A 16,478-nucleotide genomic window follows, 5' to 3' on the forward strand; every position below is an offset into this window, starting at 1 on the left:
TCATCATGGCCAGACATCATATGGAAGACGTTCGCAACATTGCGCTGGTGGGGCATGCCGGTGCGGGAAAGACCACGCTGGCCGACGGCTTGCTCCATCAGGCAAAGGCAGTGGATCGACGTGGTTCGGTAGACGAAGGCACCAGTTTCTCCGATTACGATGAAGAAGCCAAACGCCGCAAGTTCTCCATCGACAGTACCGTGCTCCATTTTGAAGACCTGGGCAAGTTCATCAACATGATCGATACGCCAGGCTACCCCGATTTTGTCGGCCAGGCTTTGTGCGGCCTGCACGCTGTCGAAAACGCCTTGATCGTCATCAATGCCACCCGTGGCGTGGAGCCTAACACCCGCAAGCTCTTCCATGAAGCAGGCAAGCTCGATCTGTGCCGGTTCATTGTCATCAACAAGCTCGATGTGGAAAATGTCGATTTCCAGTCGCTGGTGGATAACATTCGCGAATCGTTCGGCAAAGGGTGCGTGCTGTTCAATGCACCCATCGAAATGGGACCGGCATTCCGTGGTGTAGTGGAAATCCTCGATCCGCATGGCAACAAGGTGGAAGGGTGCCCGATTGATCTCAATAAGGCCCGCACGCAGATTGTTGAAGCCATCATCGATGCTGATGAAGGACTGATGGAAAAGTATCTTGCCGAGGGCGATCTGAAGAATGAAGATGTGCTGCCTGCGTTGCCTAAGGCCATGCATGCCGGCACCATTGTCCCCATGTTCTGCGTGTCTGCCAAGAAGGACATTGGCATGCACGACCTGATGGATGACATTGCCAAGTATGGTGTGAACCCGGCTCAGGGGCCGCATCATCAGATTGAAGATGACGAGGATGAAGAGAAGCCCAAGGCCGGTGTTCATGAGCATGAACTCAAAATTAAGGAAGAAGGCCCGGCTATCGGCCAAATCTTCAAAGTCATCAATGACAAGTATGTTGGTTCACTCAGCTTCATGCGGCTGTTTGCTGGAAAAATAACGACGGATACGCATTTCTACAATGCCCGCACCGGCAAGCAGGTGCGAGGCGGCGGCATGTTTCTCGTCCAGGGCAAAACCACCAAGCCCATGACCGAAGCGGTAGCAGGTGACATTGTCGCTCTGGCCAAAATGGAAGACCTGCATGTGGGTGATACGCTCGGCACCAGTTCCCATGTAGGCAAGATGCCTCATCCACATTTCCCCACGCCCATGTTCAGCCTCGCCGTGGAACCCAAGAACCGGGGCGACGAGCAGAAGATTTCCCAATCGCTGGCCAAGATGACCGAGGAAGACCCGACGTTCAAATCGCATCGCGATCCTGCCACGCATGAACTGGTGGTCAGTGGCATGAGTCCGCTGCATCTGGATGTGATTCAGCATCGGCTCAAGTCTCGGTTCAATCTCGAAATCATCACGCATGAGCCGAAGGTGGCCTACCGCGAAACCGTCACCCGCAATGGCGAGGGCAACCACAAGCACAAGAAACAATCTGGCGGACGCGGCCAGTTTGGCGAAGTGCACCTGCGCGTTTATCCCTTGCCACGAGAAATCACCTCGGAAGAGCAGTGCAAGAAGGAGTTCATGAACAAGGCTAAGTTTCCCCATTACCGGGAAGATCATAGCCGCTACGATCCTGCTCATAACTTTGCCTTCATCGATTCGATTGTGGGTGGCACCATTCCCAACCAGTTCTTGCCGGCTATCTACAAAGGCTGCCAGGAAGTGCTGGAACGTGGCGCCCTGGCAGGGAACCGCATGCAGGATATCGCGGTGGAAATCCATTTCGGCAAAGATCATCCGGTGGACAGTTCCGAAGCTGCCTTCAAGACAGCTGGCCGTATTGCCTTCAAGAATGGCATCCTGAATGCCCATGCGGTGTTGCTCGAACCGATTGTGAGCCTGGAAGTCACGGCGCCGAGCCGGTTTGTCGGCGCTATCCTGGGCGATCTGAACACCAAGCGAGCCCGTGTGGAAGATCAGGATACCTTACCTGGCGACCTGCAGGTCATTCGGGCGAAAGCACCGCTGGCGGAAGTGATGCGTTACGCTGCCCAACTGGGAAGTATCACACAGGGGCAGGGGTCGTACTCGATGGAGTTCAGCCATTACGACCAGGTGCCCGGCAACGTGCAGCAACAGATCGTCGCCAAGGCCGGCAAGATTCATCATGAGGATGATGAATAAAAATCATGCGGGTCGGGTGCCACGGTTTGCGTGTACTCACGCTAACCGTGCCAATTCACCGCACAGTTGCTTTTGCGGGCTTACTTTGATGTCACATCGCCTCCGACATCCGCGGATAGTCTTCACGAGCCCTATAGAGTGCTTGCCGGGCCATCACAAACCGGGGCATGCGGTAAAGGCTGGAGCGGATGCAACCTGCCAGCTCGGCAATCTGTTCATCTGACCAGTCGGGGTGATCTGCCAATGCAGCCAGGACCATCGCTTCCTTGCTGAGTCGTTGACGCTTACTGACTCGTTGCCGGGTGGGAAAAATCACGAGCGCTGGTTTGTTCTTCTCATCAGCCGGTTCTTCCAGCCAGTACATACCCTTGTCATCGGTACGCAGAATGCCATCCTGGCGGATGGCATGGCTGGCAAACGCATCGAGTTCCAGCGGCACCATGCGACTGCCTTGCCGATATTGTTCCACCAGATGCCTGATATGATGCGATTCATCATCAGAGAAAAGGTAATCGCGACCCCACGCTCGCAGATGCCTGCCACAGGGGCTTAAGCGCAAAGGCTGCAAGCGTTCGAGAATGCGCTGAATGTCGTTTTGCAAAAACGGATAATGACAGGCACAAAGCTTGGCGAGTTCAGTAGCCAATTGGTAGGCCCGGGCCTTATCGAGCATGGCGCCAGACCAGCGGCGAACTGCGGACATGGTAAACCTCGTGAGCAATGCCAGCCCCTTATATCCAAATCGATTGGACCTGGCGTGGGAAAGAAGACGCATCGTGCATATCCGGGAGTGTAGCAGATAGGTGTATACTTATATAGTGTACAGGGGAACATTTTCTTGGACGAACAGTAGGATTGAGTTGGATTGCATAAAGCCAGAATCAACTTACGACTTGCATGCTTGTCACGAAGGCTTGGTTTGTCGGAACCAGGGTGGATACCTTGAGATATTGAGCATCTTTTCTCAAAACGATTACAATGACTGCATCTTCTCCAGAGGGTTATCAAACTTCATTCACCCCAGAAGATATTTCGACCTTTGAAGAATAGTGAGGCAAGAACATGCATCATCTACTATTGATGTTCACGCTCATTTCTTTCATTGGACTGGTCATGAGCCTGACAAAGTATTGCTTTTTGCTGGTTGGTTGGGCCGATCCACTTGGTCCATTTTCACGCTGGTTATTTCCCTGGATGCTCGTTGGTGTCTGGATACCAGCAATATTAGCGATGGGATGGTTGACTAAAGAACAAAAAGGGAATTGGCAAGTTGCTCTACGCGGATGCCCAAGTTGGATGCGTTTGCTAATGTACCTGTTCTTTGGATATGCCATATTCAGTTATTTCTTCGTTAAGCCAATAGCGCCACAGCAAGGCCTGCCCCCCGGCGGGAGGCCGCCAGAAGCAGTGTTGGGGCATACGGGCATGATCATGGCATTTTTTGCAATTGCGACTTGCATTCATTACTCGGCATACCGGGTAATTTCAGTTTCAAGAAAAGAGATAGGTTCCGAGTAGTATTCTCTACATCTCTTTCATTACTCGTTCGAGGTTTTCCATCGCATCGTCGCGATACGAATCGCCTTCCGTGTACCAGAGAAACGCACTTTCAAATCGTTCTCGCAACAGGACAGGGTTCAAAGGTTGGCCGCGTATTTCCAGTTCATTCAACAGGTGCCTGATGTCTGCTTGATCCCACGTTCGGAATACTCTTATTTTGGAGATGATCAGATCATATGGATCAAGTCTCCATAGCCGGATAACTTTCCAGTTCCCCTTTATCTCTTCGCTTCTTCCCTGGTATCCGCTCGGAAGTGGTGGAAGGCTGGGGTTTACTGCGTCCAGGTACAATCCCAGTTCCCTGGCATTTCGGGTTTCCTTCCCAAATGCTGCCAGTGCGTTTTGCATCAACGGTGACTTCGGCAAGTCAACGACATCGAAATCCTTAGTGACGCGAAGAGACTCGTAGTGCATTACCAACACAGCCCCACCCAACTGGTATAGATCAAGATGATCACCTGGTTGAATCTGGCCTGCCAGATGATCATCGAGAGCCTGTAGAAAGTCACTGATTACTGCTTTCATTTCAGCCATATCGTCCTGCCTCTCCCAGTGCTTTTGCCCGCTCGATGAAACCTGACAGGGTTGTGGCGTAACTGATTTTCCAGCGCCGATGTACGGCAGGCAATGATGCCGGTTTCTCAGTCGGAAATCCCATGCCGTCCGTGTGCTTGCTGCGTTTGTCCCATGCCTGCTTCCTGATCCATTCAAGTACACTGTCGGATACAGGATCGACTTGATGAGGCAACTTCTCTCGGATGATGAACGCGATATCTATCAACCAGCCAAGACGCACTAGCGCACGCGCATCATACTTCCGGGCATATGCATAGAGCAACCACCGATCCCATTTCCGGTTTACCAGGATAAATGGAACAGCCTCCAGCACTCGTGGATCAACCTCATCGCCACGCAGGGACAAGATCAGAACTTCTTCTGGCGTGCGAAAGGCTCCCGGTACTTTCACTTTACTCGCCAGCAGATCAGATATACCCAACGCACGTAGTTCGAGAGCAATATCCTCTGGAGCATACCCTGGTTGTACTTTCCCGTTGATGAACCACTGTAAGGGAACATCGAGTCGTTCAGCGAAAGCTGCCAATTGATCCAGCGTTGGCTTTCGCTTGCCCAGTTCGATATGCGAAAGATAACTCTGCTTGATCCCACAGGCTTGAGCCAACGCACCTTGGCTTAATCCAAGCGCAATGCGTCGATTCTTGAGATGAACGCTCAGACTCTTCCATTCCACGCGAGTTCTTTGAATTGCAGCGAAAGCGAATCCTCCCCGATGATTATTACCAATGATAATAATATATTACTATTAGTATTACAATATTACTTATAGATATTTTACGTTGGATCTGAAACAAAAGCCTTTTGATCGGTAGGCTTATCAGAAGGGTTAATAATCGCCACATTGCTCCACCCCGCCTGCACCTGTAGAGTGAGGGAACATGGCAACGGAAGTGCATTCCAAGTCTGGTTTCTTCCTCTCCTTCGATGGTGTCGATGGTGCAGGCAAAAGTACGCAGATACAGTTGGTGACGCAATGGCTCCGTGAGCAGAATCATCGGGTGACGAACTGCCGCGATCCGGGGGGAACGCCGGGGGGTGATCGCATTCGGCATCTGCTACTGGATCGGAGCACCGGGCACCTGTCGCCTCTGACTGAAACGTTTCTCTACATGGCCAGCCGGTGCCAACTCGTGTCGGAAATCATCCGGCCTGCACTGGATCGTGGTGACATCGTGGTGTGTGATCGCTTTGTTCTCTCCACGGTGGTGTATCAGGGCTATGCGGGTGAACTCGATCCGGCTTTGTGTTGGGAACTGGGTCGTACAGCTACCAGTAACACGCTGCCTGATCTGACATTGATTTTCGACATGCCAGTGGATGCAGCCCTGGCTCGCAAGTCTGGCCCCGATGACAGGATGGAAGACAAGGGCAGGGCGTATCTCGAAAAAGTGCGTGCCGGGTTTCTCGAAGAAGCCCGTCTCGATCCGGAGCATCATCGCATCATCCAAGCGGATGCCAGTGTGGAAGCAGTACAGCAACAGATACGAAAGGAGATCAGCCATGCCCTGGGCCGGCATCTACGGACATGATGCACAGCGCGACGCTTTGCTGCGCGCTTATCAGCGCGATCGGCTCGGGCACAGCTACCTGTTCACCGGTCCGGAAGGCATTGGCAAGAAACGGTTTGCCCTCACCCTGGCTCAATCGCTGCTGTGCGAAAACCTGGCAAACAGGTTGCGAAATCCAGATGATCAGAACTACGCAACCATGGAACCGTGTGGCGAGTGCCCGGCATGTGTTCAGATTAAGGCAGACACCTATCCCGATCTGCATGTAACCGGCCTGCCGGAAGACAAGCAGGAATTCCCCATTGCGGTGATGCTGGAACTGATCCAGTCGCTGAGCTTGAAGCCCACGCGCGAAGGGAGCAGGCGTATTGCCATCATTGATGATGCGGATGTGTTCAACGAAGAGTCTGCCAACAGTTTTCTGAAGACACTGGAGGAGCCGCCGCCGGAGTCGTTGCTCATTCTGCTGGGCACCGCTCCTGAAAGGCAATTGCCTACGATTCTGTCGCGTTGCCAGGTGATCAGCTTTCAGCCACTTTCCGAGGCTGATTTCCAGGCAGCGGCTCAAGCTGCAGGGATTGTGGAGAAGCCAGCCGAGGCTCAGACACTTTATCGCTTGTCGCAGGGTTCCTTATCGAAAGCTCAACTGCTGAAAGATCCGGAGATGCAGGCGATCACGGGCGAGATTGCCAAGGCATTTCAGTCGCCCAAGTTTGCCAGCGTGGCCCTCGGAATCATGCTGGTGAAGTTTGCCGAGGGTTCCAAGGAAGGCGCTATTAAGAGGCAACGGGCCCACTTTGCCATCGAGTTCATTGTTCAACTGCTGCAAGCAGCATTGCTGCAGGCGGAAACCGGACAAGCCCAGACCGGCCCGCACCAGGCTGCGGTGCAACGTCTGGCGACACTCACCAACATCGAAGCGGTTCCGCAACTTATCGAAGCGTGTCTGGAAGCGGAATACCACATCGATCGCCGATTTCAGTTGGCGTTGCTGCTAGAAGCGTTCGCGGACAAGTTGGGGCGGTATATGCGGTAGGGATTGCATCTACACTTCGTCGGCTGATGATCAACTTCCATTATTTCTTCTGTTTTGATGCTTCAAGTACTGCTTCCGCGAGAAGCCAGTTCTGATGAAAGAGAGCCGCGGGAAGGTTGCCTTCTTTCAAGCACTGACGTATTTGGTTCTCACGCCAATGACGAGCAGCAGAAGAAGAAATCCCGAACAATTCAGGATATTTCTTTGTGAGACGACCATAAAGTGTTTGATATTCGACGCTTGTCAGAGTTTTTTTTCCACCAAGTCTATCAAGGCTATAACCAGAATAAAGAGTTGAAATGTCTATTGCATCAATCGGTAACACATACCAATGGGAAATATCCCAAACTCGTGCATGTAAAGTATAACTTGAAGTTACTAACGACTTTCCATCCGGACTAAAATCTGCATTCATTACTGCACCGGGGTGTTGGAGTGGTGGCGTTCGAGGGAAGCCAGTAGCCACATCCCAAACTCTAGCTGTCTTATCACTGCTTGCAGTAACAACAGACCGACCATCTGCACTAAAGTTAACATGATTTACATCATTTTCGTGTACCATGGGTGGAGTAAGTGGTAGACCTGTGGCATAATCCCATATTCGAGCAGTATGATCATCGCTTGCAGTAACAATAGACTTACCATCTGGACTAAACGCTACGACATTAACAGACTGTGCATGGAAAATTGGGGAATAAACAGGCTGACCCGTCGTTGCATCCCATACCTTCACACTTTTATCCGCGCTAGCGGTGGCAACAAATCGTCCATTCGGACTAAATACCGCATGCCGCACTTGACTGTCGTGTTTCAAAGGTGGTGTACTTGGTTTGCCAGTAGACGAATCCCAAATCTGCGCAGTCCAATCATCACTGCAAGAAATAATGCTACGGCTATCCGGACTTATTGATACGTGATTAACATAACCAGTACTAGCAAACTTCTTACCATGTTTTAATGGTTCGAAACGTGGCTGACCTGTGTAAGCGTCCCAGACTTGAACAGTTTCATCGCGGCTAGCAGTGACTACGAATCTACCATCTGGACTAAATGCTACGCTCCAAACCTCAAGTTTATGTTGTAACACCGGGGTACGCTGCTTTCCCGTAGCGGTATCCCATACTCGTCCTGTTTTATCAAGGCAAGCTGTAGCTATTGCACTTCCATCAGGGCTAAATGCAATTCGATAAACGCTACTATCATGCTGCAGAGGTGGGGTTAGTGCCTCACCAGAAATGGAATCCCATATCCGTGCTGTTTTATCATCACTTGCAGTAGCAATTTTCCGACCATCAGGGCTGAATATTGCATAGTGCACGTTATGATTGTGTCGCAAAAGCTTTGAACTTGACTGAAATGCACCGATGTCCCATGCTCGTACAACCATATCTTTGGTGGTGATGTCTGTGCGGAAACCATCATCATAATAATTCTTGTCGTCACTAATGGTGGTGATGGTTCGACCATTTGGACTGAATGTCGCACGTCGTACTGCACCTTCATGTCGTAATGGAGGGGAACGCAATTGCCCAGTTAATGCATCCCATACTCTAACAGTCTTGTCGCCACTTGAAGTGATCACGAGACGGCTATCAGGACTGATCGAAGCGTGTAAAACCTCTCTTTCGTGGCGTAGTGGTGGAGTTCGTGGTAGTCCTGTCGTTGCATCCCATATTCTAGCAGTCATATCATTACATGCAGTGACAAGTATGTTACAGTCAGGACTGAATGTTGCGCATTTTAACGGACCTCCATGTTTAAGTGGAGGAAAACGTGGCTGACCAGTTTTTGCATTCCATATCCGTGAAGTTTTATCATGGCTGGAAGTTACGATGGATTTGCCGTCTGCGCTGAATTCCGCATGAATTACCACACCATCATGTTGCATAGGAGGGGTACAAGGATCACCGTTGTTAATATCCCATATCCTTGCTGTATTATCATAGCTGGCTGTTACGACGGTTTTGTTGTCGGGACTGAAGGCTGCATGATAAACATCTCTTTCGTGGCGTAGTGGTGGAGTTCGTGGTAGTCCTGTCGTTGCATCCCAGACCTGTGCCGTATTATTTGAACTGGCGGTTACAAGCAATTTACCGTCAGGGCTGAATGCTGCATACCACACATGCCTATCTTCTTTGATTGGCTTAAAGCGTAATTTACCAGTGTCTGCATCTACAATGCGGACCTCTGAGTCTTTCCGAATTAATCGCCAACGACCATCTGGACTGAGTTCGTTCAGGGCAGGCAACTGTTCAATAGCAGCATTTGATAAATGCAATCGCATCCCAGAATGCCGTAAATAGTCTCCCAATCTTTGTAAGTATGGAGCTGCACGGTCTGCTGTCAGTCCTCGTTCTTGTATTAAGGGGCGTGTAAACCAGGGTAGGGCTGCTCCAGGATCTCCGCCATCAGCAATGCGTATGCCCTCTTGGATCGACATGCGGTCAAGGTGACTAAGAGCCTCTTCTGCTTTTTCATTAGCACGTTGAGCCTGCCAGAGTGCCAGTCCCGTGCCCACCAACAAAGCTGCTGCTATTGACATAGAAGAAATCGTGAGAATGCGATGTCGTTTGATCCATTTAATCGCCCGTTCTACACTACTAACCGGTCGAGCGGCAATCGGCTCCCCACGTAAATACCTCCCCAAGTCATCCGCCAACTCTTTCGCACTCCCATACCTCTTCCCCGGCTCTTTCTGCAAACACTTGTGGCAAATCGTTTCCAGATCGATGGGAGTCTTGGCTTGCAGTTGTCGGATGCTGACAGGTTCATCACTGAGCACCTGCAAAATGGTATCCAGCGGGGTGGCGGCTTTGAAGGGTGGGCGGCCTACCAGGCATTCATACAGAATCGCACCGAGAGCATAGATGTCGGTTGCCGGGCCAACGTCTTTTTTGCCTTCAGCTTGCTCAGGCGACATGTAGCTGGGTGTGCCCATGACCTTGCCGGTGGCGGTCAGGTTGCTGCCGCCTGTTTTCGCCAGGCCAAAATCGGTGATCTTCGGTTCGCCCGCCGGAGTAAGCAGAATGTTAGCGGGTTTCAAATCGCGGTGGACGATGCCCAGGTCGTGGGCAGCTTGCAAAGCCTCGGCCAGCTTTTTGACAAGTGCTGCTGCTTCGTTCGGCGGTAAGGGCGATCCAGCCAGTTTCTTATCCAGAGTGCCATCCGGCAGATACTCCATGGCGAAGTAGGGATGTTCGCCATGCGTGCCAAAATCGTAAATCTGCACGATGCCCGGATGATGCAATTTTGCAATGGTCTCAGCTTCGGCAAGGAACCGCAATCGTTCATCGGAACTGGCATGTTCGCCGGAGAGTATCATCTTGAGGGCAACAGGCCTGTTGAGAAGCACCTGCACAGCACGGTACACCACTCCCATGCCACCGCGACCCAGCACAGCTTCTGTTCGATAGTTGGGGATGTTGGGTAATGCGATGGGTTCGTCTGCATCGTTGCCATAGAGGGTCATCACGGAAGTGGGATTCTTCGTAAATGACCTCGTAACGTCTGTATTCTGGATGGTCTTGCGCCTGGCGAGTTGCGTTTTGACTTCCTCCAGCAACTCGGGATGGTCCTGGCAAAGTACTTCGGGGGTGATGTGATTGCCACGTTCCAACTCTGTTTCCCAAAGAGCAATGAGGGAGAGAACTTGAGAGTGGTGATTCGACGACATGAAGACTGCTCACTGCTGAAGGAGTTTATTGAGGCTTTTGTTCCACATCTTTTACAGCACGACGGATAATAGTGCTTTTCAGGTTTTCCCAGAAGCGCCTGGGAAGGCTGTCAGGAGGTGCTTCTTTTCGAGTGATGACAAAACGATTTTTGCAGTAAGCGCATTTCACGGTGACGCCGACAGGAACGGAATCAGGCACGTTGAGAACTTTCATGCATTGGGTACAGCAAACCGTTGATTTCATGGCTTGTTCCTGATGTAACTGTTTGCGAGCGATATCCATTTTTTGATGGTGCTACACACTGGTAAGCACTAATTGGTAAATACTAAACCAGAAAATACGTAAAGTCACGCATTAAAGACAAAGTGCTAATTCAACATATCCAACGTGATCAAGCAGCTACTTGCTACGTTGTATTGCCACGTAAATACGTCCATCATCGATCAATGCATACTCAGGTTCCAGCAGTGGGCCAGTGTGCTGGCTTTCTGCGATGAGTTCAACCGCACCACGGTCGCGTAAGAGCAATAGCCCGTGCTGAAAATCAGGTATGGTGAGTTCGCGGAAGCCTGCCGTTTCCAGTGCATGAAATACTGCAGGCAACTCGATGGGTTCGGCTTGCTTTTCCAATAACAACAGCACTTCGACCTGCCAAGGTTCCAGGGCCTCGGTGAGCGTGGGCAGTTTGCCTTGCTCCAGTCGTCTGAGCACGGCTTCGGTGCGGGTGATCAATGCGGTGAGAGTGGCTCCCTGCTGCTCCAGGAAATTCAATGAGCGTAGTCGAAAGGAGGCAAACTGAGCATCGATCTCAGCAAGCCAGCGAGGCATTGATTGCTGATGATTCCGCAGGAGAGACAACAATTCTTCCAGAGTAGGGCGTGGGTCGAGATGTTCACGGAGAAACGCTTCGCCTCGCGAAGTGAGCCTGACGGTTTCAGCTTTGTTTTCGGTGCGGAGCAGTTCCAGGTAGCCTGCCTGCAGGGCGTATTGTGCCGCCTCACCAGCAGGGCCAGTGCGAGCGCTGAACAGCCCGGGATTCTTGCCCACCTTGTAGAGGGCAATGCCTTCAGGATGTTGCGATGCTTCCTTGCAGGCTGCAATCAGTAGTTCGATCCATCGTTCCATGCACACATCATGCCCCAGACCGCCAGTCCGTCAAGAGGAATACGCGTAGCAGATACAGGCACGGGTGCCCTAGTCTGGTCGTACTCGACCTGACTAGGACGGAACTTTGAAGGTTCATGCTATCCTTTGCTGATCTCCCGGCAAACGAAGCGTCACAGGAAATCCCATGGCAACTCTCTACCGCGTTTAACCTGTGGACAGATGCCAAGATCTGGGACAAGATAGACTATTGCCACGAGAATCCCATTCGCCGCAAGCTCGTCATTCGACCGGAAGATTGGGAATGGTCTAGCTATCGGGATTACCGTGCAGCACAGTCTGTGGGAAGAGAGGCAATCGATTGAAAGACGCTTCCCGATGATATCCGCAGGGAGTACCACTAGACAGACTTCACAAGGTCACACCCTAGTCAGGTCGAATACGACCAGACTAGGGCACCCAATCTCGGCAGACAATGGCACCCGTGCTACATCCTCGAAGACCGGTGGCATTGCAATTGGGGTCAGACTGCACTAAACATCACTCTGGAAACATTTGAAGATTCCAAGGCTTGCTTAATGACATCGGATACTATAACCGCAACTACCCAACCTTTGGGACGAAAAATATGATGCCCCGATACGCGATCCGGGTCGATTATTATTTTGGTAATCATTTCAGGAGAGCCAGCCAGGTCGGGACGAACTTCATTGCCTTCTTCATACCATTGAATCTCAGATTTTTGCGTATCAATGCAGTCAATACACGAAATTGCGTTAATGATCTCGAATTCGTCAGTCTGCGATTCAATTTGAGTCGGAATTCTCTGAACATCAGCATCCGCTATCGATGCTAATAGAGTTGCAGTTTTGATTGTAGCAACCGGCATGTCAAACGCAGCAAAGGTCAAATCCAATGGTTTCCCGACTCTACTTAGGGTTACCTTCAGTGGTTGGCTGACTTCGATAGTCCGGTATTCATGTGCTAACGAGACCCTAAGGGGTGGTCCAATTTCAATGGGTCTTCCATAACTAAAGTATCGAGAATCCAATTCGATACCCGCACCATCATAGAGCCCGTTCAGGTACCATCTACCCTTTACGAAAACATCGTCTTCCATTCTGAAGTATCTACTCATTGTTTTTCTCTTCGCATATTCCTCATCCACCAGTTGCCAAACCAGTATCCCCATAACTCACGATTAGATTTGCCTCAATTTTGAACTCCGACGTTTTCTTTAATCGGGATCAGATCTAACCCCTTCAGGTTTGCATTTGACAGAGCCTTCGCCGCCACTTCACCACAGATCAAAATTGGGTGTTTTTGGTCGCCACTGCCGAATTCCAGATCAGTACGAACAAACTCACGCCCATCAATTTCAGTTCCTGCCTTGAGAAAGACAGGCGTTGCCCCAACAACCGATTCATAGCGTCCGCATTGATTGCAGGGTTGAATAAATCGGGTCTTTCGTCGCTCAGCGTCGAATTCCACGGTCTTCGAAGCTTGAACGGCAAAAAAATCAGCATCATTTGACAGTTGCCGGAATACCAGACCCGAGAGATTATTATCGCTGCAGGCCGATTTGAACTTTTGAGAGATTATTAACACTCCGTCATAGGTAATGGAGATGTCGTATTTGCGTTTCTTAATGACGAGACCCAAAAGAGGTTCTTCCCATTTCGAGGTAAGCTCTCCACATATTTCACAGCGATGAATTCCAGGATGGCTTGCTCCCGAAACGTCAGGGACCAGTTCTTGATGAGTTCGCTGATTCTCTGTCAAGGGTGGATAGTCACGGAAAGCGTAAGTGTCGTTATACTGTAGCGAAGTACGGAAAATTCCCAATGCTGATACTCCTATTTCAAGTGCGGGTGCTGTTTGAAGAAATCACGTGCAGCATCAGGGTACTTACCCATAAACTTTTTGTAGAATTCTGCTAGTGCGTTTAGCAGTTCTTGGCGAGTAAAATTCTGTTGAATATCGGCACGGGTGCCCTAGTCTGGTCGTACTCGACCTGACTAGGACGGAACTTGGAAGGTTCATGCTATCCTTTGCTGATCTCCCGGCAAACGAAGCGTCACAGGAAATCCCATGGCAACTCTCTACCGCGTTTAACCTGTGGACAGATGCCAAGATCTGGGACAAGATAGACTATTGCACGGGTGCCCTAGTCTGGTCGTACTCGACCTGACTAGGACGGAACTTTGAAGGTTCATGCTATCCTTTGCTGATCTCCCGGCAAACGAAACGTCACAGGAAATCCCATGGCAACTCCGCATCGTCGTCGGCTCAAACACTACAACGACGATGGGCACCCAATTTCGGCAGATAATGGCACCCGTGCGATGGTGACGGGCATGGGGAGGTCGTTGCGGAGATCACTGGCGGATTGCTTCTGCCCGATCTCAAATCAACCCGATTTTCGCCGTTCCGAAGCCCAAAAACACCTGTTTTTGGCTGTTTTTTTATGAATATTGTTGACAACACGCTTTCGGAGTCCTAGCGTGTTGACTGTCGAAAGGATTTTTCTGTCTGTAACACCTGAGAGGATTAGAGATGGCCGCAGCAAAAGTGAAAGCAACCTCCAAGTCGAACATGATCAAGAACCTGGCTGAGACCACGGGCGTCAGCAAGAAGGATGTCACCGCAGTGCTCGACGCACTGGGCAACCACATCCGTGAAGACCTCGCCAAGAAGGGCGTAGGCGTTTTCACGCTCCCCGGTCTGGTCAAGTTCAAACTCGATATCAAGAAGGCTGTTCCTGCTGGTGAACGCAAGGACCCGTTCTCAGGTCAGATGAAGTTCTATCCTGCCAAGCCTGCCAAGAAAGTGGTCAAGGCACGCCCTGTCAAGGCACTCAAGGATTTCGCAGCCAGCGTGAAGTAAGGCTCTCTGCGTTCATGTCATCAGCACCGGGAACACGTTCTCGGTGCTGTTTTGTTAAAGGTGTGCCGTGCGAAAAGTGCTAGTTACCGGCGGAGCTGGATTTATCGGTTCCCATCTGACAGAAGGCCTGCTCCAGGCAGGCAATGATGTTGTCGTGCTGGATGATCTTAGCACCGGCAGGGAATCCAACCTGGCTGCTGTCCGTGACCGGATTACGCTGGTCAAGGGTAGCATTACTGACCGGCAGACTGTAGATCAGGCAGTGCGTGGTGTGGAAGTTGTCTTTCACCTGGCTGCTTTGCCTTCCGTGCAGCGGAGCGTGGAAGCCCCACTGTTGTCTCACGAAGCCTGTGCAAGCGGCACACTGAATGTGCTGGAAGCAGCTCGTTTAGCTGGAGCCCGTCGCGTGGTGTATGCTGCCAGCAGCAGTGCCTATGGCGATACTCCCGGTGCCTTGCGTCATGAGACGGATGCCATTGCTCCACTATCCCCCTATGCAGCAGCCAAGCTGGCGGGGGAACACTACTGCAAGGCATTCACTGCCAGTTATGGATTTGAAACAGTCCGACTTCGCTTCTTCAACATCTTTGGCCCCAGGCAGGATCCCAAGAATCCCTACACCGGCGTGATTGCGTTATTCATCGATGCCATGAGCCAGGGCAAGCAGCCCATCATCTTTGGTGATGGTTTGCAATCAAGGGATTTTACTTACGTACTGAATGCCACGCAGGCGGTCATGAAGGCGGCTGATGCTCCACGAGCTGTAGGCAAAGTCTACAACATCGGTGTGGGTGGTAACGTCACGTTGTTGGATTTGATAGCAGGGCTCAATGAACTTCTGGGCAAGAAGCTGGAACCTGTCTTCAAGGAAGCACGTGCCGGCGATGTGCGTCACTCACAGGCCGATATTACTGCAGCACGAGCTGACCTGGGATATGAGCCGACCTATTCCTTTATGCAGGGGTTGAAAGCGACATTGGAGGCTTATCAGGCAGGGATATAATGTGATACTTCGCTCTTGTGCAGATTGTGTGGGAAGCCGGACTTGAGTATTGATTCCAGTCGATTGATCCATCATCGCCACTTTCGTTCGGAACACCTGGGGAACGAGCGTCAGGTTTCGGTCTATTTGCCTCCTGATTATCATCTACAGCATGCAACGCGTTATCCGGTCGTTTATCTGCATGATGGGCAGAATGTTTTTGAACATCATACCTCGGCATTCGGCATAGCCTGGGATGCCGCCAGCACCGCTGATCACCTGACCGAACAGGGGAGACTCCAGCCGATTATTCAGGTTGCGGTGCACAATACCTCGGATCGTCTGCTGGAATACGCTCCGTTTCCCGATCCTAATGTCAATGTGAACGAAGGCCGCAATCACGCTTATGGCCAGTTCTTGCTGGATGAAGTAAAACCGTTTATTGATCTGCATTACCGGACGCATAGTGGTCGAGAGCATACTGCCATTGTCGGTTCCTCCATGGGGGCACTGTCCACCTTGTCCCTGGCCTGGAAAAGGCACCGGGATTTCAGCCTGTGTGGCATTCTGTCTCCATCGCTGTGGTGGGCTCGCAACCGCATTTTGCGAGAGCTGGAAACGGTAGAATCATATCCCTGGCTGCGCACCATGAAATTCTGGCTCGATATGGGCAACAAGGAAGGTGGAGCGCGGGCAGTGGTGCCTCCGGCCTTGCAGCGTACCCGGCGGCTGGTGGAACTTTTTGACCAGGCAGGGCTTCTTCCCGGCTTCGACTATTACTACTGGGAAGTGGCAGGGGGTGAGCATAATGAAGCTCACTGGGCAGCACGATACGACAAAGTTCTACTGTTTTTCTTCGGTAAGCATAGTTATGAGAATGGTGCAATAACTCTGTAGAAAAGAGTCAGTCTCATCTTCGTGAAAACTTCTTTTATTGCGTTGCAATCTCAAGTTGGGTTTTTTATCATTGCCCACTCACAT

General features: G+C 51.1%; 17 protein-coding genes. 9 read left to right on the forward strand and 8 right to left on the reverse strand.

The features are described 5' to 3' along the window. Positions 1-5: 5 nt before the first annotated feature. Complete coding sequence (locus tag JNJ77_04840) at positions 6-2,171, forward strand: elongation factor G (protein ID MBL8821893.1); 2,166 nt, start codon at positions 6-8, stop codon at positions 2,169-2,171. 91 nt (positions 2,172-2,262) lie between these two features. On the opposite strand, the gene JNJ77_04845 is transcribed toward JNJ77_04840, so the two are convergent. Beyond that, entirely contained in the window at positions 2,263-2,874 is a 612-nt protein-coding gene (locus JNJ77_04845) for a hypothetical protein (protein MBL8821894.1), read from the reverse strand. A 359-nt stretch (positions 2,875-3,233) separates the two neighbouring features. On the opposite strand from JNJ77_04845, the gene JNJ77_04850 reads away from it, so the two are divergent. Then, positions 3,234-3,689, forward strand: coding sequence for a hypothetical protein (locus JNJ77_04850; protein MBL8821895.1), 456 nt, complete (start codon positions 3,234-3,236; stop codon positions 3,687-3,689). 6 nt (positions 3,690-3,695) lie between these two features. Here the strand turns inward: JNJ77_04850 and JNJ77_04855 are convergent, their stop codons facing one another. Continuing rightward, the gene (locus JNJ77_04855; protein MBL8821896.1) at positions 3,696-4,265 is read right to left on the reverse strand and encodes a hypothetical protein; all 570 of its coding nucleotides are present in this window, start codon (positions 4,263-4,265) and stop codon (positions 3,696-3,698) included. Next, entirely contained in the window at positions 4,258-4,995 is a 738-nt protein-coding gene (locus JNJ77_04860) for a helix-turn-helix transcriptional regulator (GenBank protein MBL8821897.1), read from the reverse strand. Before JNJ77_04860 ends, JNJ77_04855 begins: the two co-directional genes overlap by 8 nt. Positions 4,996-5,185: 190 nt before the next feature. On the opposite strand from JNJ77_04860, the gene tmk reads away from it, so the two are divergent. Both tmk and JNJ77_04870 read left to right on the forward strand, forming a co-directional pair. After that, positions 5,186-5,836: a dTMP kinase gene (gene tmk, locus JNJ77_04865; protein ID MBL8821898.1), complete on the forward strand. Its 651-nt coding sequence runs from the start codon at positions 5,186-5,188 to the stop codon at positions 5,834-5,836. Beyond that, a complete protein-coding gene (locus JNJ77_04870; protein ID MBL8821899.1) occupies positions 5,808-6,851 on the forward strand; it encodes a DNA polymerase III subunit in 1,044 nt (347 codons plus the stop codon). Before tmk ends, JNJ77_04870 begins: the two co-directional genes overlap by 29 nt. 40 nt (positions 6,852-6,891) lie before the next feature. On the opposite strand, the gene JNJ77_04875 is transcribed toward JNJ77_04870, so the two are convergent. The 3 genes from JNJ77_04875 to JNJ77_04885 form a co-directional block, all read right to left on the reverse strand. Continuing rightward, entirely contained in the window at positions 6,892-10,323 is a 3,432-nt protein-coding gene (locus JNJ77_04875; GenBank protein MBL8821900.1) for a protein kinase, read from the reverse strand. A 226-nt stretch (positions 10,324-10,549) separates the two neighbouring features. After that, positions 10,550-10,768 (reverse strand): hypothetical protein, encoded by a 219-nt coding sequence (locus tag JNJ77_04880; GenBank protein MBL8821901.1) that lies wholly within the window; start codon positions 10,766-10,768, stop codon positions 10,550-10,552. A gap of 156 nt (positions 10,769-10,924) precedes the next feature. After that, positions 10,925-11,650 (reverse strand): hypothetical protein, encoded by a 726-nt coding sequence (locus JNJ77_04885; protein ID MBL8821902.1) that lies wholly within the window; start codon positions 11,648-11,650, stop codon positions 10,925-10,927. Positions 11,651-11,766: 116 nt separating this feature from the next. On the opposite strand from JNJ77_04885, the gene JNJ77_04890 reads away from it, so the two are divergent. After that, positions 11,767-11,994 carry a hypothetical protein gene (locus JNJ77_04890; protein ID MBL8821903.1) on the forward strand — a complete coding sequence of 76 codons (228 nt, stop codon included), beginning with the start codon at positions 11,767-11,769 and terminating at the stop codon, positions 11,992-11,994. Between the two features lie 158 nt (positions 11,995-12,152). Here the strand turns inward: JNJ77_04890 and JNJ77_04895 are convergent, their stop codons facing one another. Together JNJ77_04895 and JNJ77_04900 are read right to left on the reverse strand one after the other, a co-directional pair. Next, entirely contained in the window at positions 12,153-12,749 is a 597-nt protein-coding gene (locus JNJ77_04895; protein MBL8821904.1) for a hypothetical protein, read from the reverse strand. 92 nt (positions 12,750-12,841) lie between these two features. Next, a complete protein-coding gene (locus JNJ77_04900; GenBank protein MBL8821905.1) occupies positions 12,842-13,474 on the reverse strand; it encodes a hypothetical protein in 633 nt (210 codons plus the stop codon). Between the two features lie 419 nt (positions 13,475-13,893). Between JNJ77_04900 and JNJ77_04905 the strand changes: the two genes are divergently transcribed. The 4 genes from JNJ77_04905 (at position 13,894) to JNJ77_04920 (ending at position 16,394) form a co-directional block, all read left to right on the forward strand. Continuing rightward, complete coding sequence (locus tag JNJ77_04905) at positions 13,894-14,100, forward strand: hypothetical protein (protein ID MBL8821906.1); 207 nt, start codon at positions 13,894-13,896, stop codon at positions 14,098-14,100. A gap of 85 nt (positions 14,101-14,185) precedes the next feature. Beyond that, complete coding sequence (locus JNJ77_04910; protein MBL8821907.1) at positions 14,186-14,515, forward strand: HU family DNA-binding protein; 330 nt, start codon at positions 14,186-14,188, stop codon at positions 14,513-14,515. A 67-nt stretch (positions 14,516-14,582) separates the two neighbouring features. Then, a complete protein-coding gene (locus JNJ77_04915) occupies positions 14,583-15,518 on the forward strand; it encodes an SDR family oxidoreductase (protein ID MBL8821908.1) in 936 nt (311 codons plus the stop codon). Positions 15,519-15,560: 42 nt separating this feature from the next. After that, entirely contained in the window at positions 15,561-16,394 is an 834-nt protein-coding gene (locus JNJ77_04920; protein ID MBL8821909.1) for an esterase, read from the forward strand. Positions 16,395-16,478: the final 84 nt, after the last annotated feature.

This window comes from Planctomycetia bacterium, from assembly GCA_016795155.1.
In the GTDB taxonomy this organism is placed as follows: Bacteria; Planctomycetota; Planctomycetia; order Gemmatales; family HRBIN36; genus JAEUIE01.